Origin of the sequence: Aggregatibacter kilianii (assembly GCF_003129965.1) — a bacterium.
GTDB lineage: Bacteria > Pseudomonadota > Gammaproteobacteria > Enterobacterales > Pasteurellaceae > Aggregatibacter > Aggregatibacter kilianii_A.
Genome location: NZ_NRCJ01000015.1, coordinates 1 through 21,237, shown reverse-complemented (window position 1 = coordinate 21,237; position 21,237 = coordinate 1). Strand labels below are relative to the sequence as shown.

General features: G+C 45.7%; 24 protein-coding genes. 9 read left to right on the top strand and 15 right to left on the bottom strand.

The window, feature by feature from the left end:
• Position 1: 1 nt before the first annotated feature.
• Positions 2-382 (top strand): fluoride efflux transporter CrcB, encoded by a 381-nt coding sequence (crcB, locus tag DK430_RS11010; RefSeq protein ID WP_109079109.1) that lies wholly within the window; start codon positions 2-4, stop codon positions 380-382.
• Here crcB and DK430_RS11005 read toward each other — a convergent pair.
• The 5 genes from DK430_RS11005 to DK430_RS10985 all read right to left on the bottom strand — a co-directional run bounded on the left by DK430_RS11005 (position 360) and on the right by DK430_RS10985 (position 5,792).
• Positions 360-1,283 carry an alpha/beta fold hydrolase gene (locus tag DK430_RS11005; RefSeq protein WP_109079108.1) on the bottom strand — a complete coding sequence of 308 codons (924 nt, stop codon included), beginning with the start codon at positions 1,281-1,283 and terminating at the stop codon, positions 360-362. The two genes, crcB and DK430_RS11005, sit on opposite strands and share 23 nt — an antisense overlap.
• Positions 1,276-2,421 carry an O-antigen ligase family protein gene (locus tag DK430_RS11000; RefSeq protein WP_109079140.1) on the bottom strand — a complete coding sequence of 382 codons (1,146 nt, stop codon included), beginning with the start codon at positions 2,419-2,421 and terminating at the stop codon, positions 1,276-1,278. Before DK430_RS11000 ends, DK430_RS11005 begins: the two co-directional genes overlap by 8 nt.
• A gap of 199 nt (positions 2,422-2,620) precedes the next feature.
• Entirely contained in the window at positions 2,621-3,700 is a 1,080-nt protein-coding gene (gene fbaA / locus DK430_RS10995) for a class II fructose-bisphosphate aldolase (RefSeq protein WP_109079107.1), read from the bottom strand.
• 115 nt (positions 3,701-3,815) lie between these two features.
• Positions 3,816-4,979, bottom strand: coding sequence for a phosphoglycerate kinase (pgk, locus tag DK430_RS10990; protein WP_109079106.1), 1,164 nt, complete (start codon positions 4,977-4,979; stop codon positions 3,816-3,818).
• Positions 4,980-5,096: 117 nt separating this feature from the next.
• Positions 5,097-5,792 carry a ribonuclease T2 family protein gene (locus DK430_RS10985; RefSeq protein WP_109079105.1) on the bottom strand — a complete coding sequence of 232 codons (696 nt, stop codon included), beginning with the start codon at positions 5,790-5,792 and terminating at the stop codon, positions 5,097-5,099.
• Between the two features lie 66 nt (positions 5,793-5,858).
• On the opposite strand from DK430_RS10985, the gene DK430_RS10980 reads away from it, so the two are divergent.
• Positions 5,859-6,119 (top strand): YfhL family 4Fe-4S dicluster ferredoxin, encoded by a 261-nt coding sequence (locus DK430_RS10980; RefSeq protein ID WP_109079104.1) that lies wholly within the window; start codon positions 5,859-5,861, stop codon positions 6,117-6,119.
• 3 nt (positions 6,120-6,122) lie between these two features.
• Here the strand turns inward: DK430_RS10980 and DK430_RS10975 are convergent, their stop codons facing one another.
• The 3 genes from DK430_RS10975 to DK430_RS10965 are packed head-to-tail and all read right to left on the bottom strand — an operon-like array spanning position 6,123 to position 8,174.
• A complete protein-coding gene (locus DK430_RS10975; protein WP_109079103.1) occupies positions 6,123-6,674 on the bottom strand; it encodes a hypothetical protein in 552 nt (183 codons plus the stop codon).
• Positions 6,671-7,099, bottom strand: coding sequence for a hypothetical protein (locus tag DK430_RS10970; RefSeq protein ID WP_109079102.1), 429 nt, complete (start codon positions 7,097-7,099; stop codon positions 6,671-6,673). Before DK430_RS10970 ends, DK430_RS10975 begins: the two co-directional genes overlap by 4 nt.
• Positions 7,092-8,174, bottom strand: coding sequence for a tRNA/rRNA methyltransferase (locus tag DK430_RS10965; protein ID WP_109079101.1), 1,083 nt, complete (start codon positions 8,172-8,174; stop codon positions 7,092-7,094). The genes DK430_RS10970 and DK430_RS10965 overlap by 8 nt, the downstream gene beginning before the upstream one ends.
• Before the next feature lie 182 nt (positions 8,175-8,356).
• Here DK430_RS10965 and pssA point away from each other — a divergent pair, with 182 nt between their 5' ends.
• Positions 8,357-9,724, top strand: coding sequence for a CDP-diacylglycerol--serine O-phosphatidyltransferase (gene pssA / locus DK430_RS10960; protein WP_109079100.1), 1,368 nt, complete (start codon positions 8,357-8,359; stop codon positions 9,722-9,724).
• A 73-nt stretch (positions 9,725-9,797) separates the two neighbouring features.
• Here the strand turns inward: pssA and DK430_RS10955 are convergent, their stop codons facing one another.
• Positions 9,798-10,559, bottom strand: a complete 762-nt coding sequence (locus DK430_RS10955) for a glycosyltransferase family 2 protein (protein WP_109079099.1) — start codon at positions 10,557-10,559, stop codon at positions 9,798-9,800.
• A gap of 98 nt (positions 10,560-10,657) precedes the next feature.
• On the opposite strand from DK430_RS10955, the gene waaA reads away from it, so the two are divergent.
• The gene (gene waaA, locus DK430_RS10950; RefSeq protein ID WP_109079098.1) at positions 10,658-11,944 is read left to right on the top strand and encodes a lipid IV(A) 3-deoxy-D-manno-octulosonic acid transferase; all 1,287 of its coding nucleotides are present in this window, start codon (positions 10,658-10,660) and stop codon (positions 11,942-11,944) included.
• A complete protein-coding gene (gene coaD / locus DK430_RS10945; protein WP_109079097.1) occupies positions 11,941-12,417 on the top strand; it encodes a pantetheine-phosphate adenylyltransferase in 477 nt (158 codons plus the stop codon). Before waaA ends, coaD begins: the two co-directional genes overlap by 4 nt.
• Before the next feature lie 33 nt (positions 12,418-12,450).
• Here coaD and DK430_RS10940 read toward each other — a convergent pair whose 3' ends face one another.
• Entirely contained in the window at positions 12,451-13,176 is a 726-nt protein-coding gene (locus DK430_RS10940; protein WP_109079096.1) for a 3-deoxy-D-manno-octulosonic acid kinase, read from the bottom strand.
• 86 nt (positions 13,177-13,262) lie between these two features.
• On the opposite strand from DK430_RS10940, the gene DK430_RS10935 reads away from it, so the two are divergent.
• Positions 13,263-14,306: a glycosyltransferase family 9 protein gene (locus DK430_RS10935; RefSeq protein WP_109079095.1), complete on the top strand. Its 1,044-nt coding sequence runs from the start codon at positions 13,263-13,265 to the stop codon at positions 14,304-14,306.
• A gap of 110 nt (positions 14,307-14,416) precedes the next feature.
• Here the strand turns inward: DK430_RS10935 and DK430_RS10930 are convergent, their stop codons facing one another.
• From DK430_RS10930 to tusA, 5 genes are all read right to left on the bottom strand, one after another.
• A complete protein-coding gene (locus tag DK430_RS10930; protein WP_109079094.1) occupies positions 14,417-15,646 on the bottom strand; it encodes an aromatic amino acid transporter in 1,230 nt (409 codons plus the stop codon).
• A gap of 108 nt (positions 15,647-15,754) precedes the next feature.
• Positions 15,755-16,438: a metallophosphoesterase family protein gene (locus DK430_RS10925; protein WP_109079093.1), complete on the bottom strand. Its 684-nt coding sequence runs from the start codon at positions 16,436-16,438 to the stop codon at positions 15,755-15,757.
• A gap of 15 nt (positions 16,439-16,453) precedes the next feature.
• A complete protein-coding gene (gene nadR / locus DK430_RS10920; protein ID WP_109079092.1) occupies positions 16,454-17,725 on the bottom strand; it encodes a multifunctional transcriptional regulator/nicotinamide-nucleotide adenylyltransferase/ribosylnicotinamide kinase NadR in 1,272 nt (423 codons plus the stop codon).
• A 50-nt stretch (positions 17,726-17,775) separates the two neighbouring features.
• Complete coding sequence (gene ubiK / locus DK430_RS10915) at positions 17,776-18,024, bottom strand: ubiquinone biosynthesis accessory factor UbiK (RefSeq protein ID WP_109079091.1); 249 nt, start codon at positions 18,022-18,024, stop codon at positions 17,776-17,778.
• Between the two features lie 23 nt (positions 18,025-18,047).
• Entirely contained in the window at positions 18,048-18,293 is a 246-nt protein-coding gene (gene tusA, locus DK430_RS10910) for a sulfurtransferase TusA (protein ID WP_109079090.1), read from the bottom strand.
• Positions 18,294-18,379: 86 nt separating this feature from the next.
• Between tusA and DK430_RS10905 the strand changes: the two genes are divergently transcribed.
• The 3 genes from DK430_RS10905 to hemG are packed head-to-tail and all read left to right on the top strand — an operon-like array spanning position 18,380 to position 20,979.
• Positions 18,380-18,991: a YigZ family protein gene (locus DK430_RS10905; RefSeq protein WP_109079089.1), complete on the top strand. Its 612-nt coding sequence runs from the start codon at positions 18,380-18,382 to the stop codon at positions 18,989-18,991.
• A 12-nt stretch (positions 18,992-19,003) separates the two neighbouring features.
• Positions 19,004-20,467 (top strand): TrkH family potassium uptake protein, encoded by a 1,464-nt coding sequence (locus tag DK430_RS10900; protein ID WP_109079088.1) that lies wholly within the window; start codon positions 19,004-19,006, stop codon positions 20,465-20,467.
• Complete coding sequence (gene hemG / locus DK430_RS10895; protein ID WP_109079087.1) at positions 20,467-20,979, top strand: menaquinone-dependent protoporphyrinogen IX dehydrogenase; 513 nt, start codon at positions 20,467-20,469, stop codon at positions 20,977-20,979. Before DK430_RS10900 ends, hemG begins: the two co-directional genes overlap by 1 nt.
• The last annotated feature ends 258 nt before the right edge of the window (positions 20,980-21,237 follow it).

The following is a 21,237-nucleotide window of genomic DNA, read 5'->3' as shown; positions in this document are numbered from 1 at the left end:
CATGTTCTCCGCCTTATTGCTGATTAGCGGCGGCGCAGCATTGGGTGCCGGGTTACGTTGGATGTTGGGCTTATGGCTGAATCCGCTATTCGCCATGTTTTCTTTCGGCACCTTAATCGCCAATTATCTGGGGTGTTTTCTCATCGGCTTATTGTTGGCGTTATTCTGGCATTTTCCGCAAATTTCCAATGAGTGGAAGCTCTTTCTGGTCACCGGTTTTCTTGGCAGTTTGACGACGTTTTCTTCCTTTTCGGCGGAAGTGATGGAAAATCTATTGAACGGAAAATGGACGCTGGGGCTTGGCGTTATCGCTACCCATTTGTTCGGAACCCTGCTGTTTACTTGGTTCGGCGTATTGCTTATGCGGGCTTGTCTGGATTAAGAAAATCGTAAATCCATTGCAACGCCGGCTGACGAATGTCATCAATTTCAAACAGAATTTCATGCTTGGCGCCCCGGACTTTTCGCCGTTCGCCGTGGGGCAAAAGTGCGGTCAGTTTTTTCAGCGTTTTATTATTTACGATCTTTTCCTGTTCCGCTTCCAGCAACAACACCGGCGTTTCAATGCGGGGCAGGACTTTCGGCAGATTTTTAATGGCGGTCAGACACAAATGCACCCAGCGGAAGGTCGGTCCGCCCAGTCTCAGTTGAGGATTTTCCCGATTCACCTCATTCATCCACTGCATACGCGCCACGCTATGACTTAAATCATTGTGTTCCGCATCCACCGGCTTGTAGGCGCTTTTGCCGAACACATAGCGCTCCCCTTGCCCCCATAACATCATCAAATTCAGCAGCAGCTCGTCGCGCGTGGGCTTTTTGAGCGGCACACCAAAAAACGGTGCGGAAAACACCGCCCGTTCAATGCGATGATCAAAATTTGCCAGATAATAAGCGGAAACCAGCCCGCCGAGGGAATGGGCGAGCAAATATTGCTGCGGATAAGGATAAAGTGCGGTCAGATTTTCGATTATTTTCGCCATGTCCTGCACATAAAAGCGAAATTCGTCCAAATAGCCTTTTTCCGGATCTTTCAATAACCGCTGCGAATAGCCTTGTCCGCGATGATCGAATAGCAGCACATCATAGCCCTGAGTATAAAAATCCTGCGCAATTTCCGTCCATTTCAGGATATTTTCCGCCCTGCCGTTCACCATGATCACCAATTTACGGGCGACGGGATGATGGGTGAAATGTCGATAAGCCAGGCGGCAGCCCCGTTCGCCCTGAATATATTGCAACGGGAATTGTGCGGCAAATTGCAACAGTGCGGCGTTATGCATGACGATTGTTCTCAGCTTCGGCGTTAAGTTGTTTCACTAACGCGTAAAAGACGATAACCGGGAAAAAATAGAAAATATTGCCCGAATTGTGACTGAAAAATCCCTGACTAAAACAATAGAACATCACGGAAACAATGTGTACCGCGCCTAACAATGAAGCCAGTTTCAGTTCGGCATCAGTGCTTTTGAGGTGTCGCATAAAAAAGCGCAACGGCACGAAAAACACACCAAGTAAGGCAAGCAACCCTAAAATACCGCGTTTGGATAAATCGTCGAAATATTGGTTATGCGCATGATTAAAGGAGGCAGCGTATTGGCTGATTAAGCCTTGTTCATACTGTTGTTTGCGTTTTTCGGTGACGCCTTGCACGCCCCAGCCGAAAATCGGTTTTTCCTGCGCCATTAACATGGCGCTTTTCCACATATCAAAACGCGCGCCCACGGAGGTGGAACCGTTATTTTTCTGAAAATAAGCGGTGATGTCGTATTCTGCCGCTGCGATGCGTTCCTTAATTTTGGTGTTCGGCAACATAGCGACGGTGGTGGCAATCAGGGCGAGGAGAATAAAAAATCCGCCGAAGAATTTTTTCGATAAAGCACGGTGGTAAGCGAATAAGATTAAACTGATCACAAACGGCACGCCAATCCAACCGCCGCGCGCGGTAGATAATAAACTGGCGAACACACCCATCAGGCTGAAGGCGAAATATAAGGCGCCGACGCGATATTGTCGTCTGATGAAAAAATAAAAGGTGACGGCTAAAGAAAACATCCCCAGCGACATGGCAATATCGCCCGACTGAATGTGCATTTGGTACATAAACGCCATTTCATAATGCAGCACAAAACGGTGAATAATGGCGGTGATACCGGCAATCAGACTGCCCCAGGGAATGGCGTGCAAAAGCCAATGAAAGCGAATCGGATAGCGCGCGAATAAAGGCAATAAGGTTAAAAAAAACAAAATACGGCTCGGGTTATCAAATTCCCGAATTTTGCCGTGATGATACAAAATGGAAAGGGAGAATAGCGTCACATAAAAGAGCAGAGCGGCGATAAAAACGCTGTCGCTGCCGGTGTCGCCGGGATTATCATTCGGCTTGCGAATTAAGCGATAAATGAAAAATCCCACCCCCATTAAAGATAAGATTGCCGGGGCATAATTATAGCCCTGTTTCAGCAAAAGCAGGCAGGTAAAAAAGAATACCAAGGTAGCATTAATAAACCACGCGGGGGAGGCAAATTTGTTTTTTGTCATGTTCATCATCGGCAATAAAACGCTTAAAAAAATGACCGCACTTTCGCAAAGTGCGGTCGGTTTTTACGGTGTTTTTTAATTATAAAACGTCAACGCAGTTGAGGTCTTCAAAGGATTGTTCTAAGCGTTTAGACATAGACTCTTCCATTTTGCGTAACCAAACGCGCGGATCGTAGTATTTCTTGTTTGGAGAGTCCGGACCTTCAGGGTTACCTAATTGACCTTGAAGATATGCTTCATTCGCTTTATAGAAGTTTAAGATACCGTCCCAAGATGCCCATTGCGTGTCGGTGTCGATGTTCATTTTGATTGCACCGTAGCTGATGGCTTCGCGGATTTCTTCACGGGAAGAACCGGAACCGCCGTGGAAGACGAAATTAATCGGTTTCGCAGGAAGATTACGTTCTTTCGCCACGAATTCTTGGCTTGCGCCTAAAATAGACGGTTTTAATTTTACGTTACCCGGTTTGTACACGCCGTGTACGTTACCGAACGCCGCCGCAACGGTGAAGTTCGGGCTGACCGGATGTAATTGATCGTAAACGTAAAGTACATCGGACGGTTGGGTATAAAGACGGGATTCATCTACGTCGGAGTTGTCCACACCGTCTTCTTCACCGCCGGTGATACCGATTTCGATTTCAAGCGTCATGCCCATTTTGCTCATGCGGGCAAGGTATTCGCGGCAGATTGCCATATTTTCATCCATCGGTTCTTCGGAAAGGTCAATCATGTGGGAAGAGAATAATGGACGACCGGTTTCGGCGAAGTGTTTTTCACCGGCTTCAAGTAAGCCGTCAATCCATGGCAGTAATTTTTTCGCGGCGTGGTCGGTGTGTAAAATCACAGGCACACCGTATTCTTTGGCTAAAGCATGAACGTGTTTCGCACCTGCGATGGCACCTAATACGTCAGGACGGGCTCCGCTGGTCGGCTTAATGCCTTTACCTGCATAGAACGCCGCACCACCGTTAGAGAATTGAACGATCACCGGGGCTTTCACACGGGCGGCAGTTTCCAATACGGCATTGACGGAGTCGGAACCTACGCAGTTTACGGCAGGAATAGCAAAGCCGTGTTCTTTCGCATATGCGAATACTTTTTGCACATCTTCACCGGTAAGCACGCCCGGTTTTACGATATCTAATAATTTAGCCATAGTTGTGTTTCCTTTTTTATCTAATTGAACTGGTAGGGTGGGTTTGCTAACCCACCGTTAGATTCAGAAATATTGGTGGGCTGGCAAGCCCACCCTACGATTATTTGTGGTTAAATTAACCGTTCGCGCGTTTCTCAAGAATTTCTACTGCCGGTAAGGTTTTGCCTTCGACGAATTCTAAGAACGCACCGCCGCCGGTGGAGATATAAGAAATTTTATCTGCGATACCGAACAAGTCGATTGCCGCAAGCGTATCACCGCCGCCCGCGATGGAGAAGGCGTCGCTGTCGGCGATAGCGTGAGAAATGATTTCCGTACCTTTACGGAAGTTCGGGAATTCAAACACGCCTACCGGACCATTCCATAAAACAGTTTTCGCATTTTTGATGATTTCTGCAAGTTGTGCAGCAGATTTGTCGCCGATGTCGAAGATAGATTCGTCATCTTTCACTTCGGTCACGGATTTTTCTGTTGCCGGTGCAGTTTCGGAGAATTCAGTACCGACGCGCACATCAACCGGCACAGGAATGTCGGTGCTTGCCGCTAATTCTTTGGCAACCGGGATTAAATCCGCTTCGTATAAAGATTTACCGACATTATGACCTGCTGCTGCGATGAAGGTATTGGCGATACCGCCACCCACGATGATTTGGTCAGCGATTTTAGACAGGGAGTTCAATACTTCTAATTTAGTTGAAACTTTAGAGCCGCCCACGATAGCCACCATCGGACGTGCCGGTTCTTTTAACGCTTTGCCCAAGGCATCTAATTCTGCGGCAAGTAACGGACCTGCACAGGCAACCGGTGCAAATTCTGCCACGCCATAAGTTGAGGCTTGCGCGCGGTGTGCGGTACCGAAAGCATCCATCACGAACACATCGCAAAGTGCGGCGTATTTTTTGCCTAATTCAGGATCGTTTTTCTTTTCGCCTTTGTTCACGCGAACGTTTTCTAACACCACGATTTCGCCGGCTTTCACATCAACACCGTCGAGGTAATCACGCACCAAACGTACCGGCACATCAAGATGCTCGTTTAAATAATCAACAACAGGTTGGAGGGAATCTTCAGGTTTGAATTCACCTTCGGTCGGACGACCTAAGTGGGAGGTGACCATCACTTTAGCGCCTTTTTCCAAGGCTAATTTTAAGGTTGGGATGGTGGCACGAATACGCGCATCGGAAGTGACTTTACCGTCTTTTACCGGCACATTCAGGTCGGCACGGATAAATACGCGTTTACCGTTCAAATCTAAATCGGTCATCTTAATTACTGACATAATTTACCTCTTTGCTTGTTAAAAATTTAAAATAAAAACTGTCCCGTATTATACCCTGATCTAAGTAGCTTGTAACCTCAATTCCTTTGATCCTACGCAAACGATTCTCAAAATTATTTAATAACCGGTGCGATTGCGCGGGCAATCAATCACTTGCCAGTTTAAATCGTAGCAAATAAATAATTCGTTACGTGCCGCACCAAGATAAACATCCTGCAACTGCGGGTTATTCTTTTTCATCCATTTAAAAAGCTCGGTACGGCTTAATTCGTAATTCGGCAGCTTTAAAGTGCGGTATAAATTTTTGATCTTTTCTAAATAATCCTGCGCATTGTTAAAAATGCAGGCGCCGTGTTTTTCCCATTCTCCCTGGATCAAATTGGCGCCGGGCATTTCCGGCAAATAGCGTTCGATAAGCTCTTGTGACAGTTTTGGTAAGTCGCCTTGACAAAAACGCGGATGATCGGAAACCCGTCTCGCCTGTTCGTTTTGTGACCACAAACCGTGTACGATCCAACCGAATTGTTGAGTCAAACCGCATTGATATTGCAAGGAATTCGGCAAATCCTCGCCGTATTGTTTACGTTGACGTTCGCAAAATGCCGGCGACCAAGACAACACCAGCGTGTAATAATCGGTACGCGCTTTTTTGTTCTGCCCGATGGGATCGTTTTTCATGATGTAATCGTAATCCCGATCGATTACCACGCCAACGGCTTGTTTTTGTTTAGAAAAATAATACCAACCGGCAAGTAAAAACATTAAAAACGCCACCACGAAAAATGACAGCAATAACATACGTTTTTGATCCATAAAATTCCTTTAATTTTGTTAGCGTATTGATTATAATCCGACCCTTTCATTTTCCCCGAGGACCCCATGGCACTACTCATCACTGACAAATGCACAAACTGCGATATGTGCTTGCCGGAATGCCCGAATGAAGCCATTTCAATCGGCGATGAGATCTATGTCATTGATCCCAATTTGTGCACCGAATGCGTCGGCCACTACGACACACCCACCTGCCAAAAAGTGTGCCCCATCAGCAAATGCATCATCACCGACCCTGATCATGTGGAAAGCGAAGACCAGCTTTGGGAACGTTTTGTGCTGATTCATCATGCGGATAAGTTGTAAAGGTTAGGGAAACATTTCTTGTAAAAATCTCTTTCTATTTGAAACAGTGGCGAAATACTCATCAAGAAGCTCACGCGAGATTTCCGATTTATCCATATCCTCTTTTGTATAAGGTAAGCTTAATGCGGCTGCCGCTGCCCAGTAATTCATATCATTATATTTAGGCTCCGGCACATTATTAATGACATCTTGATAGCAAGTTTTATAGGGTTTTTCTAAACGTTCTTTTAACATACATAAACCTAATCCTAAAGCGGCATCTTTATGCATTATCGGCATAGTTTCCATTATATCTACAGCTTTTTCATATTCATGCAACTGTGCAACAAGAATGTTTACGTACATTAATTGCCATTTTTCACTATTATTTTTAATTAGAATTTTCTCAATATCGGAAGCCAAGCTTATAAATTCTTTGTGATTGTTGGTTTGTAAACTTGAAATATATCTTTGTTGGTATTCATTAAACAGATCTTGATCTTGTTTATTATTGTGCCAATAAAAGGAAGAAATGAAAGCGATTGTTACCGCAAGAAAAATGACAAATTTTTTCATTCTGCAATAACCTCTTCGGTATGTGTTGATGGAAACCAGTTTGTTACTAGCCCAGAACCTGAATCATAGATACATTGCATGCTCATTTTTATTTTTAGCTTCTTCCCTTTATACGCAGAAGGTACATGGAAAGAGGTTTCTCCTAAAAATCGTTGATCGGACGCAAGCATGTAACTTTGGCTGGTATCAATTTTTAATATATTTTCATGAATAGTTCGGTAATTTTGATCAATAACTGTTATTTTAATAATAAATATGCAGTTATTTTTTACTGATGTGTTATGCATAAAGATACTTGCACTAATAAAGCAATGACCTCGTGCAAATTCAATATTTCCATAAATTATACCTAACCCATTTACACCAATATTTTTACTTGGAATAAAATTAGGTATTAATGTTCTGAAACTGATAACTCTACTCATTAAAATACCACTTCGCCAATAAAATCCCCGCATTAACCGACACGTTTAAGCCGTTTTTCAGCGGACTGTCGAAAGACAGGCGAACCTGTTCGTCGGTTTTTTCTGCCAAGGCTTCGGTGGAGCCTTCGCTTAACACGAAAACCGTTTTATTTTTTAACCGCACTTTATCCAGTGCGCCGGCGTTTTTGTCGTGGCAGACGTGAACGATTTGATAGCCCGCTTGGCGCAATTGCGCAAGGGCGTTGCGGGTATCGTCGGTTTCCAGTACGCGAACATATTCCGCACCGCCTTCTGCGACGCGTAGCGTTACTGCAGAATTCAGGCTTTCCGCGTCTTCCACGATGATATTTTTCACGCCGAAAAAGGCGCAGGTGCGTAAAATGCCGCCGATGTTTTGGGCGTTATTGACACCATCCAACAGCACCAAACAATCTTCTTGGTGAGGCACGTCCAAATAGCCTTGCAACGTGAACGGATGGGCTTTTTTCACCAGCATGCAAATGCCGCCGTGGTGTTCGGTGCCGCTGACTTTGGTGAGCTCGTCGTTATCGACGATGTGATACACCTTTTTGTTGGCGGCTAAATAACTGCAAATATCGCCGATTTTATGCGCCGTTTGCACCGTCACCCACAAGCGCACGATACTGCCCGGGCGTTGTTCAAACAACGCTAAACAGGCGTTTTCGCCGTAAACTTTCATTTCTTCCGCCCGATTTTTTTTGATTTTTTCCGGTGCGCGCGGCGACAGCGGGCCGGTTTTTTTCTCTCTCGGTTTATCATCGAAACGACTGCTTTTCACCGTCACTTTCACGCCGCCCTCGGCACCGCCCGCTTTTTTCATGGTGCTTTCGGCAATATGTAAGGTTTTTTCTTGCGGTTCGCTGCGTTTGAATTTGGGTTTGGTGTCTTTATTTCGAGTGAACTCTTGGCGTGAATCGGATTTTGGTGAGTTAAAATGCGGTCGGTTTTTATCGCGTTTTTTGTGGTCTGCGCCGACGCTGCGCTCGTTGAACGGTTTTCCCTGAAAAGATTTATTGGCGGATTTAAAGGTCGGTTTGTTTGATTGTTGGTTCATAGTGCATGCCGATGTGAGTAGCGGGAAAATGAACGGATTTTGTTCATTTTTAGTGTAAAAGTGTGAGCATTATAACGAAAAAAAACCTTTTTTCTACCAAGGCGGGTGATAAATATTGTAAACTACGGGGCTAATTAAAATGCATTTACGTTCTTATTCATTGCGTCTTTATAGAGAATTTTATGTTTACAGATAAAACCGAACGTGCCCGCAAGCGTCTTGAAAGCCTACCATGTTTGACTTTGCAGGCGGAGCAGGTGGAATTTATTTATAGTCCGACGGCGTTTAAAAGCGAGATTATTCAACTTATCCGGCAAGCAAAAACGCGCATTATTGTGACCGCACTTTACTGGCAAAATGATGAGGCAGGGCAAGAGATTCTGGACGAAATTTATCGTGCAAAGCAAGATAAACCGAAACTGGAAGTAAAAATTTTAATTGATTGGCATCGCGCGCAGCGCAATTTGTTAGGTGCGGAGAAAAGCGCTACCAATGCCGATTGGTATTACGAAACCCGCCAGAAATATCAACTTGCCGAGGATCCGCATATGTTCTTCGGTGTGCCGATTAATACCCGAGAAGTGTTTGGTGTTCTGCACATTAAAGGCTTTGTGTTTGACGACACTGTGCTTTACAGCGGCGCCAGCATTAATAACGTGTATTTACAGCAAAATGAGAAATACCGTTACGATCGTTATCAAAAAATCACCCATCCCGCGTTAGCCGATGCTATGGTGAATTTCGTGCGCCAGAACCTGTTGGATTCTGATGTGGTGTTGCCGTTGGATGCCGCCAACCCGCCGAAAACCAAAGAAATTCGCGGCAATATTCGTGCCTTTCGTAAAAATCTTGCGGCTTATGCGCAATATCAGTTACCAAGTGCGGTGTCTTTTGGTGATGAATTAACGATTACCCCGTTATTCGGTTTGGGCGGCGCGGGAAATATTCTGAATGCGACAATTGAAGATTTGTTCCAGTTGGTGGAAGAAAAATTGACCATTTGCACGCCATATTTCAATTTTCCGAATACTTTGCAGCAAAAAATCCGCTATTTGCTCGGCAAAGGCAAACAAATTGAAATTATCGTCGGTAATAAAGTGGCGAACGATTTTTATATTCCGCCTGATCAACCGTTTAAAATGGCGGGGGCGTTGCCGTATTTATACGAAAGCAATTTGCGCCGTTTCAGCAAAAAATTTGAACGGGAAATTTCGCTAGGGCAACTTTCCGTAAGAATGTGGCAAGACGGCGACAATACTTATCACCTGAAAGGCATTTGGGTGGATGAAAATTATATTCTGCTTACCGGCAATAACCTTAACCCGCGCGCTTGGCGGTTGGATGCGGAAAACGGTTTATTTATTCACGACCCGAAACAGCAACTGCGTCCACAAGTGTTAAAAGAACTGGAACACATCCGCCAGCACACCACGGTGTTAAAACACTACACCGAATTGGAAGAGATGGATCAATACCCGGCGCCGGTACAAAAACTGCTGAAAAAATTCGCCCGCATTAAAGCGGATAAATTAGTGAAGATGATTTTGTAGCGGAAAGTGCGGTGGTTTTTCAAAACGTTTTTCAAGATCAAAAAATGCAGCCTAAACGCTGCATTTTTTCATTTCATTTTCCCCTCGTCCGCACCCACAAATCCGCATACTTCACAAACGTCGAGTGCGCGGAGAGAATTGCGAGTAGCAAGCCCGCTTTGCCGTCTAAAAATCCCAAGCGTACAAAATACATTTTTACAAAACAGCCGATGGCGTGGCTAATGCCTTGCCATAAGGTGGCTTTTTTGCCGGCTTTTTCCCGTTGTTCCGCCCAGGCTTTGGCGTAACCGGCGGATTTCACCAAATAATGATGAATATCTTGATAGGTGTAGTGGAGCAAATCGCCGTTTAATTTCTGAATGTCGGCGTTGGCGGGTAATTCTACTTTTTCGTGTACCAGTTGATCGCCGTAGCGCGCGAAATCCGTGCGATACAGGCGAATCACATAATCGGGATACCAGCCCGAGTGGCGAATTTGGCTGCCGAATACCTCGCTTAAACGTGGGATTTTATATGCCGTATTCGGTGCGTCCTGAGCCACTGCGTTTTGAATGGATTGGCGTAATTCCGGCGTAACCCGTTCGTCGGCGTCCAGCCACAGCACATAATCGCTTGTGACCTGTTGCTGGGCAAGCTGGCGTTGCTTGCCAAAGCCCGGCCAATCGGTGTTCCGATAAAATTTTGCGCCGTATTGTTCGGCGATACGTTGCGTGTCGTCGGTGCTGCCCGAATCCAAAATCACGATTTCATCCACCCAATCTTTCACCGTATCCAAACAGGATGCGAGATGGTGCGCCTCGTTTTTGACAATCATTGCAACGCTGATGCTAGGCATATTTTTATCCTTTGTGAATCTGTCCCAAACGCTTATACTAAGCGCTTGTTTATCATTATTAAATTTTCGCAATTCTAACATAAGCCGGCGTATTTTCTATGTTACGTTTTTTCTATACCTGTTTAATGTATCTCGTGCAGCCGTTTTTATGGCTTTCTCTGTTATTCCGAAGCCTTAAAGCGCCGAATTACCGTAAGCGTTTAAGCGAACGTTACGGCTTTTATGGCGAATTACCCGCGCCGAAACCCAACGGCGTGCTGATTCATGCCGCGTCGGTAGGGGAGGTTATCGCTGCCGTGCCGCTAATTAAACGTATTCAACAGGATTACCCGCATTTGGCGATCACCGTCACCACCATGACGCCCACCGGTTCCGACCGCGTGAAAGCCGTTTTCGGCGAAACGGTCACCCACGTTTATTTACCTTACGATTTGCCTGATGCGGTCGCCCGCTTTATTGATTTTGTGCAACCGCGTTTGACGTTGGTGATTGAAACGGAGCTGTGGTTTAACCTGATTCATCAGCTGGCAAAAAGAAAGGTTCCCTTTATTATCGTAAATGCCCGCTTATCCGCGCGTTCCGCCAAGCGTTACGGTTGGTTTAAAAATCCGTTAAAACCGCTATTAGATAACATCACGTTAATTGCGCCGCAAGATGAGGTGAGTTTGGCGCGTTATGCGGGGTTAGGCATTGCGCCGGAACGGTTAACATTAACGGGAAATATTAAATACGATTTGAATTTAACGGACGATTTGTTGAGCAAAATTTCCGCGTTAAAAGCGCAGTGGCACACTCAACGCCCTATTTGGATTGCCGCCAGTACCCACGAAGGCGAAGACGAAATCATCTTAAAAAGTCACCGCACTTTATTGCAACGTTACCCCGATTTATTGCTGATTCTGGTGCCACGTCACCCCGAAAGGTTTAATTCGGTAGCGCAACTCATTGAACAGCAAGGGTTTAATTATCTTCGTCGTAGCAGTCATGTCGTTCCGCAGGCGGAAACCCAAGTGTTGCTCGGGGACACCATGGGCGAGTTGATGTTGCTGTACGGTATGGCGAATATCGCCTTGGTGGGCGGCAGTTTGGTGGCGCACGGCGGACATAATCCACTGGAACCGCTGGCGTTTAAATTGCCGGTGATCAGCGGCAAGCATACCTTCAATTTCCCTGAAGTGTTCGGCAAATTAATTGAACGCCAAGGCGTGCGGATAACGGATGAAAATCCGCAAGCCGTGGCGGAGGTGGTAGCGCAATTTTTACAATCACCGAAACTGAGCGAACAGTATGGCAATGTCGGTTACGCCGTGTTAAATGAAAATCGCGGCGCGTTGCAACGCGTAATGGATCTCTTAAAACCTTATTTAAGCGAGGTGAACTCATGACGACGGTAATTTATCCCGGCACCTTTGACCCGTTAACCAACGGGCATTTGAACATTATTGAACGAAGTGCGGTGATTTTTCCGCGCGTTTTAGTGGCGGTGGCGGAAAGCCCGAGCAAAAAGCCGTTATTTAGCTTGGCGGAACGGGTGGAGTTGGTGCGCCAATCAACCGCACATTTGTCGAACGTAGAGGTTATCGGATTCAATAATTTACTGGCGCATACCATCGCCGAATACAACGTCAAAGCCATCATTCGCGGCGTACGCAGCACCACGGATTTTGAATACGAAGTCCAGTTAGCCCACCTTAACCGCCTGCTCACCCACGGCGTCGAAAGCCTGTTCTTCCCCCCGGTGGAACAATGGTCTTACGTCTCCTCCACGATGATCCGCGAAATTTACCTACACAACGGCGACATGAGCCAACTCGTCCCGCCGGCGGTGTTGAAGGCGTTGCAGGAGAAGCGCGGGTAGGGAGCGTGTAATCGCACCGGTTGTGGCAAACGATTAATTTGAATACCCCTCCAACAACGCCCGCCAATTTTGTTCATTGAATTGGATGTGCATGCGTTCCGCTTCCTTACTGAAAGAACGATGTAGCCGTTGTAGATTTGCTTCTTTCCAAAAACTCCCGGATTTTTCACCGCACTTATCAAAGTCGATAAGCCAGAATTGGCTGCCGCTTTCTTTTTGCTGAAATAAAATATTGTGGGCGTTGAGATCCGCGTGGCAGATTTGTAAATCGTGCAAACGGCGAATTAACGCGCCGATTTGTCGCCATTGGTTCGGTTCGAGGTTTCGGGTTTGCAAAAGTGCGGTCAGATCTTGGGCGTTTTCCACTTTTTCGCTCAACAAATCGGCTTGATAACAAATGCCTAAATTGCCTTTACGCACCCGTGCGCCGATGGGTTTTGGAACCGGTAAGCCTGCCTGATGTAATTGATTTAACAGATTAAATTCAGCGATGCTACGGGTGTTTTTTAATTCACTGAAACGATAACGATCTCTATTGATTTTGCCCCATAAGCCGCCGCGATAATAATGACGTAATGCTGTGTTCACGCCGAATAAATCGACGGTTTGTAGAAACCAAGTAGTGCCGCGCCCTTTTGCCGAGCCGATAATGCGGTTTTGTTGCTGCCAGAAATCGGCATCGAAAAAGCGTTCTTGGTTTGCCAACGGTTGATCGAAATTAAATAGAAAAAAGTCGTTTTTAAGTTGAAATTCAAGCATTTTGAGTGACGAAAATGAGATAGCGAATAGGCGCATTCTACTTTAAAATAGACCGATTCCCAAATTTAAGCGAGATAACGAAATTCATGGCTCTTTTCTCTCAAGCTCCCCAATCTCTTTGCATTCTGCGTTTGTCCGCTATCGGCGATGTTTGTCACGCTCTTGCCGCAGTGCAACATATCCAACGCCATTGGAAAGAGACGAAAATCACTTGGATTATCGGCAAAACCGAGGCGCAACTGTTTCGTCACGTGCCGGGCATCGAGTTTATCGTGTATGACAAAAAGTGCGGTTGGCGTAGCGTGCGGAATGTGTGGCGACAGCTGAAACATCGCCGATTTGATGCACTGCTGAATATGCAAACGGCGTTTCGTGCATCCATTTTATCGCTTGGCATTCACGCCAAATATCGCATCGGTTTCGGCAAACAACGGGCGCGCGAGGGGCAATGGCTGTTTACCAACCGCCGCATTCAGGATCCCGTCAATCCCCATGTGTTGGACGGTTTTATGGCGTTCGCCGAGTATCTGGGCGTGCCGCCTGCACCGCCACAATGGGATTTGCCGGTAACGGAAACGGAGTTGGCGGCAGTGCGACAATATGTTGATCCCCAACGCAAAAATCTGCTGATTTCACCTTGTTCCAGCAAAAAAGAAAAAGATTGGTTAGTGGAACGTTATGCCGAGGTGGCGAATATTGCTCATCAACAGGGCATCAACGTGATTTTATGCAGTTCTCCCGCGCCTCGTGAGTTGGCGATGATTGAGGAAATCAAAGCCTTATGTGATTTTGCACCGATGGATACGGCGGGCAAATTGACTTTACCCCAACTCACTGCGTTAATCCGTGAAGCGAATTTGGTACTCTCGCCGGATTCCGGCCCGGCGCACATCGCTACCACGCAAGGCACGCCGGTCATTGGCTTGTATGCCTACCACAATCCGTTACGTACCGGCCCTTATTACAATTTGGCAAACGTCGTTTCCGTGTATGAACAAAATGCACAAAAAGAATACGGCAAATCTTCCTCTCAACTGCCTTGGGCAACCAGGCTAAAAGGAGAAAATCTCATGGCGCAAATTGCGGTGAAGGAGGTGGTTAACCAGATGAAGGCGTTAGACTTATTGTAAAAGTGCGGTGGTTTTTTACTGCGTTTTTCATGGCATTTCTCATAAAAAAAATCGGCACCTTATTAAGGTGCCGATGGTGTTTTAAAGTGCGGTCAAATTTTCAGGTAAATTTAACCTACGACTCTCGGCAGAATACCGGCTTCGGTAAGGAACGGGATGATGATAATGGCGATTCCGATAAGCAGCGCCAGAACGAGTGCGAAGTTTCCGCCTGCGACGCGGTAAGGCAGATCTTTGTATTGTTTTCTTGCGCGCCATGCCAAGCCGATAGGCAGGATGAGGCAATAGAAGGCGCAGAGTAAACCGGCGTAACCTAATGCGGCGAGGAAGCCGTTAGGGTAGAACAAGGCGAAAATCAGCGGTGGGATGAAGGTGGCGATGGTTAAACTTATACGATTTGCCGGCATTTTTGTGCGTTTGAATAAGTCATTTAGCCCTTCAAATAAGCCTAGTGCGACGCCTAAAAAGGAGGTGATGAGTGCCAATGAGTAAAATATCGGTAAGACTTGGCTTAATAACGTGGTGTCTTGTAGGGTTTTAGTGGCATTAATCAAGCCGGTTAATGTGGGATCGTCTTTGAGTACGGCAACAAATTGGTTTTGGCTTAAGATACCGTGTGTGGCTAATTGCCATAATAAATAGGCGACGAGCGGAATAGCGGTGCCGATGATGATGGCGGAGCGGAAGCGTTTTACATCCCCTTCCAGATAATTATTGATACTGCCCATTACCACATGGAAGCCGAATGAGGTGAAGAAAATCGGACCGGCGGAGAGGATTAATGCATAATCCAGCGGCATTGCCATTAAGTTTTCGCCGATGACTTTCGGCAACATCATGGCGAGCACGAGAATAAAGACGATGATTTTACCCGAAAATAACACTCTTGTGATGCCGTCCACACCTTTAGTGCCGATAACCACGAAGGCGCCCAAAATAAAGGTGAAGATTAAAATGGAAATTTTTAATGTGCTATCGGCGGAACCTAACAGATCTTTTGGTAAGGCATTTGCAAGCAACGTACCGCCGCCGGTCATGTAGGCTGCGGATAAAGCATAGAGCAAAATGAAAAGCGAAACGGTAGAAATAATACGTCCGGGAATGCCGAAGTATTTTTCCGCTAAGGTTGCGACACCGTCATCTTGGCGTTTGGCGGTTTGGTAAACCTCAACGAAAAGTAATCCGCTGTAAGCGAGCAGTAACCAGAGTCCGATGAGCAGTGCGGCGGTGAAGCCGAATCCCATGCCGGCGGAGGTGAGCGGCATGGCAAGCATCCCGGCGCCAATGGCGGTTCCCGCGATAATTAAGGCACTGCCGAAAGTTTTATTTTTTAATAGCATAAGTTCATCCTAAAGAAAGTGGGTCGGTATTATCGCATAAAATTGCCGGAGATTAAGGGGCAGTTCGCCGATTTTGTTGGAAAGTGCGGTCTTTTTTAGCAACGTTTTTTATTTCCTGTCATCCACGCCGATGTAAAGATAATTTCCCGCTTCATCACACAGGCTGCGGAATCCCACATTGATGATTTGATAACGCTGTTGAGGAAAGCCGGAATAATCAAAATTTTCGTGGTGATGCCCATGGTAAATTTGCGTCACGCCTAATTTCTCCGCCAACTGATTGATGACGCCGAAGCCTGACGGGTGTGGTTTCGGGGCTTCGTGGCAAATGAGAATATCGGCTTGTTGTTGCTCAAAAATTTCAATATCTGACGGAAAAATTGAAGTCCGGTGGCGTAGAGGTACACCGCCGCGCCAGATTTTTTCTGATGGACAATATTGGCAAAAATGAATGGGATCGAAAAATAGCGGCTTGTTCGGCGGCATCCAAATTTGTCCGCGAAATACACCACCCAAACCGGCAATTTTTTTATGCTGAATTTCTTGTACGCGCCCGTGTAAATTGCGCTGTTTCCATTCGGTTCCCCAAATAGATTCAAATGCCGCCACGGTTTTGCTGTCGTGGTTGCCGTGAATAAACCAAATGTCGGCATATTGGGCTAATTTTTCTAACGGCTCGGGGGTGGTGAGCTGTAAGTCGCCCAGAATGATCAGCGCCACGTCCTTACGTTCTTTTAAGAACGGGTAAAGGTGATCAAAATTCCCGTGGGGGTCGCCTGCAAATAAAAGCATCATTATCGCCTGAACTTAAAATATGGTATTGCCGTGGTCGCTGTTTAATTCGGGCAATTCTTCTTCATTGAGGATTTTCTCCACAATTTCTTTTACCTGATTATAACGTTCCAAATAACTCGGCGATTCGATTTCAATGTAAGGCACATTGTATTTATCCAGCAATTTTTTGAGTAATTGTTGGAAGCGTTGTCGCTGTTTTTGGCTGCCCAGACTGCGCAAACCGTCATCGACCCATTGCGTGTTGTTGTTTAATAAGATGGTGACGTCAAAGGGATATTCTTTGATCATGGAATCTAAAAACGGGTGGGCTTTGCCTTCGTATTGAATACAAAATGCCTGTGTGGTGATGAAATCGGTGTCGATAATGGCGACTTTATGGGCATGTCGCACGGCGTAGTCAATATAACGTTGATGCCCCAGCACCATTTGCGGATAGTCGGAATATTGCATTGCCTGTTCGTCACCGCCCAGTTTTTCAAACACGAACTCGCGGCCGTATTCCCAGGCGGATGTGGTGTTAAACACCGTTGCCAGTTTGTTCACCAGCACGGTTTTACCGCTACTTTCACCGCCTAAAATGGCAATGGTTTTGGCGAAAAACGGACGCACTTCCTTCGGAATGAATTTCCAATAATGGAAGGGTTCGGTGCGAATTTTCGTGGCGGAAACGTTGAAGAAGGCGCGTTCCGGATCGACTAAAGAAACGTCCAGATTGAGGTATTTTTCATAAGGCGCTTTGTCTTGAATCTCGCTGCTGAAGACAATGCTTGGGTTAAAGCCTTTCTCTTTAAATAAGGCTTTGACCCGTTCCGCCCATGCCGGCCAACCGTTCGGATAGCTCGGCAAGCCGTCTTCGATTAAGTGATGGATAAAAATTTGGTTTTTTTGATATTTAAAAATTTGTTGCATCCAACGCAGACGATCCTGCACGGTCGGCATACGCTTCATTTTGCTGTCGTAAAACAGCTGCAAGTCCCGTTCCGTATCGCTGCACACGATGACGTGCACTTCATCCACTTTACTGAACGCTTCGTAAATCATGTTAATGTGGCCGGTGTGAACAGGGTAAAATTTGCCGAAAATCACTCCGACTTTTTTATTGTTCGGCGCATTAATTTGTAGCACGCGATGTAGCGCGCTTAATTTTGTTGCACTGGGATTTTTAATTTTTCCGCTGACGAGTTGATTGAAATATGCGCGGGTAATATTCGCCCTTTGGCAAACATCATTGACTTTGAGATTCAATTGCTTACGTTTTTCTTGTAAATACTGGAACGCTGACATACTTCTCTCCTGTGTTAAGTGGATGCTTTAAACAAAAGTGCGGTCGGAATTTATTCTGTTTTTGCGGCAGAGAGTGCTTCCAGTCGTTTTTCAAGTTCGCTTAATTTTTCACGGGTGCGCATTAACACCTGCGTTTGCACGTCAAATTCCTCGCGCGTAACAATGTCCAGTTTGGACAATTGTGCCTGTAACACCTGCTTGATTTTGGCTTCCGCATCTTGCCCTAAGTCTTTAATCCCTTTTGGCAGATTATCTTGAATTTGTTGTATAACATGCTCTATTTTTTTTGGATTTAGCATAAATGCCTCACTTTTTTGTATTTTTAAACTGATTTACCTTTCTTAACCCAGTAACGATAAGGGATTTGTGTGGTTTCGCTGTGTAGCAGGGTATGATCCATAAATTGGCAGAAACTTGGAATATCACGGGTGGTCGCCGGGTCGTCCGCCAGCATCAAAAGCACATCGCCTTCTTGCAAGTGGCGAATATGTTTGCGTATCAACATGACCGGCTCCGGGCAACGCAAACCAATGGTATCAAGTGTTTGAGTGATTTTTATATTATCCATTTTTGTTATTTATTAGGGAAAATTACGGGGTATAATACATAAAGTATGATACAAAATCAGCAAAATTCCTCAAATGTGTTAGACATATGATTGAATATCGCATCCCCAAAAGTGCGGTGGATTTTACCGAAGAAATTAAAAAGAGCCGTTTTATCACTTACTTGCGGCATACGGAAGGTTTGGCGCAGGCAAAAGCGTTCTGGGCGGAAATCAAAACCTTGCACCCGAATGCGCGCCATTGTTGTTGGGCGACAATTGCCGGCAATCCTAAAGATTCTCAGCAATTCGGTTTTTCCGATGACGGTGAGCCGGGCGGCACAGCCGGTAAACCCATGTTGGCGGCATTGCAAGGCAGCGGTTTAGGGGAAATCAGCGCCGTGGTTGTGCGCTATTATGGCGGTATTTTGTTGGGCACCGGCGGGTTGGTACGCGCTTATAGCGGCGGCGTTCAGCAGGCTTTGAAATTATTGTCGACGGACACGAAAGTCGCTTGTCGGCATTATGAAGTGCGGTGCGATTATGCACAGATTAACCGGGTTCAGGTGCTGTGCGAACAGTATGCCGTGTTGATTGTGGAACAAGATTTTCAAGCGCAGGTGACTTTGCGTTTAGCTGTACGTCCTGATACATTAGCAGCTTTCCAACAGGCGTTAACGGAGCGCTCCGCCGGGCAATTAGTTTTAGCAGAAATTGAATAAGAGAGATTTTTAGTGCATTTTTTATCCATTTTACGCATCGTCGGGATTTTAGTCATGTGCTTTTCCTGCACCATGTTACTTCCGGCATTTGTTGCGTTATTGTACGGCGATGGCGGCGGTAAAGCCTTCATTCAGTCCTTTGTGATGAGCGCCATTGCCGGTGTGATCCTCTGGTGGGCGTGTCACCATCATAAAGAAGAATTACGCTCGCGCGAAGGGTTTCTGATTGTTGTCGCTTTTTGGGTGGTGATGGGCAGTCTCGGTGCTATTCCTTTCATGTTATTTGAAGATCCCGATTTAACGGTTGCGGCGGCATTCTTTGAATCTTTTTCCGGGTTAACCACGACCGGCGCAACAACGATTGTCGGCTTAGACAGCCTGCCGAAAGCGATTTTGTTCTATCGTCAATTATTACAATGGCTGGGTGGCATGGGGATCATCGTATTGGCGGTGGCGATTATTCCTTTATTAGGCATCGGCGGAATGTCCCTTTATCGCGCGGAAATTTCCGGTCCGTTAAAAGAAAATAAAATGCGCCCGCGGATTACCGAAACCGCCAAAACGCTGTGGATCATTTATGCTTCATTAACCCTGCTTTGTGCGTTTTCCTACTGGCTTGCGGGCATGTCGCCTTTTGATGCCATCAGCCATAGCTTTTCTACGGTTTCCATCGGCGGTTTTTCCACCCATGACCGAAGCATGGCTTATTTTGATAGCTCCGCAGTCAATATCATTACCGTTGTCTTTTTGTTGATTTCCGCCTGTAACTACGCCTTGCATTTCAATGCTTTTTCACAACTGGGTAAACGGAACATTTTTCTGAGCTATTTTCGCGATCCGGAATTTCGTTTTTTCATGTTAATCCAGCTTTCTTTGATCTTAATTTGCTTTGCTATGTTACTGAGCAATCATCATTTTGACGAAACCTTTCAGAACCTTGAACAAGCGGCGTTCCAATCGGTCTCGATTTCAACTACGGCGGGTTATACCACATCCAGTTTTGAGCAATGGCCGCTATTTTTACCGATCCTCTTATTATTTGCCTCCTTTATCGGGGGCTGTGCCGGATCCACCGGCGGCGGTTTAAAAGTGGTGCGGATTTTGGTGCTTTATTTGCAAGGTAAGCGGGAACTTAAACGCTTAATTCACCCGAATTTAGTGTATCCCGTCAAACTGGGTAAACGGGTTCTCGACGAACGGGTGATTCAAAGTATCTGGGCGTTCTTTTCCGCCTACTTACTGGTTTTCGTGATTTGCCTGTTGGGCGTCATCAGTTGTGGCGTCGAAACATTCGATGCTTTTAACGCCGTTATCGCCTGTTTAAATAACCTGGGACCGGCACTGGGTTCGGTGAGCAGTAATTTTGTTGGCATTCCGGACAATGCAAAATGGATCCTGACCTTAGCCATGGTTTGCGGACGTTTAGAAATTTTTTCCCTTTTAGTTTTATTCACGCCGGCATTTTGGAAATCCTAATGAAAACACTCATTTTATATTCCACACATGATGGGCAAACCAAGAAAATTGCCGATTATATTGCGCAAATCATTGCGTCGGATGTTGATGTGAAGTCGATTAACGACGTATTTGAATTGGCGGATTACAACCGCATTATTATCGGCGCCTCAATTCGTTACGGGCATTTCAACAAGCAACTTTATAAAATGCTCGAAAAACACACCGCACTTTTGAATCAAAAGACGACGGCGTTTTTTGGCGTGAATCTGACGGCGCGCAAACCGGAGAAATCCACGCCGGAAACCAATATATATGTACGCAAATTTTTGCAACGAATTACTTGGAAACCGACAATGTCAGCAGTGTTTGCCGGCGCGTTGCTTTATCCGCGCTATGGTTTCTTTGATCGCATCATGATCCAACTCATCATGCGAATTACCGGCGGCGAAACGGATCCGACTAAAGAAATTGAATACACGGATTGGCAAAAAGTGCGGTCATTTTCCGAAGCATTTTTGCAGCTGAAATAAGCAAATTGTATTTTTTCTAAGCTATCGATAAAAAAGTGTAAAAATCCGCTTGATCCTTTTATCTCGATCCCTATAATACGCCTCCGCACTGCAAAGGCAGTAACTAAAAGAAAATACACAAAAATTTTCTTGACGACAAATAAGATCTTCATCTATAATTTGCGTCCTTGCTTAGAGCAAATGTTCTTTAACAATCAATCAGACAAACTGTGTGGGCACTTGAAGATTCGTTTTTGATAGATTTAGAAATAGAGTGAG

Bases quoted from the DNA above. Each gene is read 5' to 3' on its own strand.
- crcB (WP_109079109.1), top strand. From the start codon at position 2: ATGTTCTCCGCCTTATTGCTGATTAGCGGCGGCGCAGCATTGGGTGCC.
- DK430_RS11005 (WP_109079108.1), bottom strand. From the start codon at position 1,283: ATGCATAACGCCGCACTGTTGCAATTTGCCGCACAATTCCCGTTGCAA.
- DK430_RS11000 (WP_109079140.1), bottom strand. From the start codon at position 2,421: ATGGGGGTGGGATTTTTCATTTATCGCTTAATTCGCAAGCCGAATGAT.
- fbaA (WP_109079107.1), bottom strand. From the start codon at position 3,700: ATGGCTAAATTATTAGATATCGTAAAACCGGGCGTGCTTACCGGTGAA.
- pgk (WP_109079106.1), bottom strand. From the start codon at position 4,979: ATGTCAGTAATTAAGATGACCGATTTAGATTTGAACGGTAAACGCGTA.
- DK430_RS10985 (WP_109079105.1), bottom strand. From the start codon at position 5,792: ATGGATCAAAAACGTATGTTATTGCTGTCATTTTTCGTGGTGGCGTTT.
- DK430_RS10980 (WP_109079104.1), top strand. From the start codon at position 5,859: ATGGCACTACTCATCACTGACAAATGCACAAACTGCGATATGTGCTTG.
- DK430_RS10975 (WP_109079103.1), bottom strand. From the start codon at position 6,674: ATGAAAAAATTTGTCATTTTTCTTGCGGTAACAATCGCTTTCATTTCT.
- DK430_RS10970 (WP_109079102.1), bottom strand. From the start codon at position 7,099: ATGAGTAGAGTTATCAGTTTCAGAACATTAATACCTAATTTTATTCCA.
- DK430_RS10965 (WP_109079101.1), bottom strand. From the start codon at position 8,174: ATGAACCAACAATCAAACAAACCGACCTTTAAATCCGCCAATAAATCT.
- pssA (WP_109079100.1), top strand. From the start codon at position 8,357: ATGTTTACAGATAAAACCGAACGTGCCCGCAAGCGTCTTGAAAGCCTA.
- DK430_RS10955 (WP_109079099.1), bottom strand. From the start codon at position 10,559: ATGCCTAGCATCAGCGTTGCAATGATTGTCAAAAACGAGGCGCACCAT.
- waaA (WP_109079098.1), top strand. From the start codon at position 10,658: ATGTTACGTTTTTTCTATACCTGTTTAATGTATCTCGTGCAGCCGTTT.
- coaD (WP_109079097.1), top strand. From the start codon at position 11,941: ATGACGACGGTAATTTATCCCGGCACCTTTGACCCGTTAACCAACGGG.
- DK430_RS10940 (WP_109079096.1), bottom strand. From the start codon at position 13,176: ATGCTTGAATTTCAACTTAAAAACGACTTTTTTCTATTTAATTTCGAT.
- DK430_RS10935 (WP_109079095.1), top strand. From the start codon at position 13,263: ATGGCTCTTTTCTCTCAAGCTCCCCAATCTCTTTGCATTCTGCGTTTG.
- DK430_RS10930 (WP_109079094.1), bottom strand. From the start codon at position 15,646: ATGCTATTAAAAAATAAAACTTTCGGCAGTGCCTTAATTATCGCGGGA.
- DK430_RS10925 (WP_109079093.1), bottom strand. From the start codon at position 16,438: ATGCTTTTATTTGCAGGCGACCCCCACGGGAATTTTGATCACCTTTAC.
- nadR (WP_109079092.1), bottom strand. From the start codon at position 17,725: ATGTCAGCGTTCCAGTATTTACAAGAAAAACGTAAGCAATTGAATCTC.
- ubiK (WP_109079091.1), bottom strand. From the start codon at position 18,024: ATGCTAAATCCAAAAAAAATAGAGCATGTTATACAACAAATTCAAGAT.
- tusA (WP_109079090.1), bottom strand. From the start codon at position 18,293: ATGGATAATATAAAAATCACTCAAACACTTGATACCATTGGTTTGCGT.
- DK430_RS10905 (WP_109079089.1), top strand. From the start codon at position 18,380: ATGATTGAATATCGCATCCCCAAAAGTGCGGTGGATTTTACCGAAGAA.
- hemG (WP_109079087.1), top strand. From the start codon at position 20,467: ATGAAAACACTCATTTTATATTCCACACATGATGGGCAAACCAAGAAA.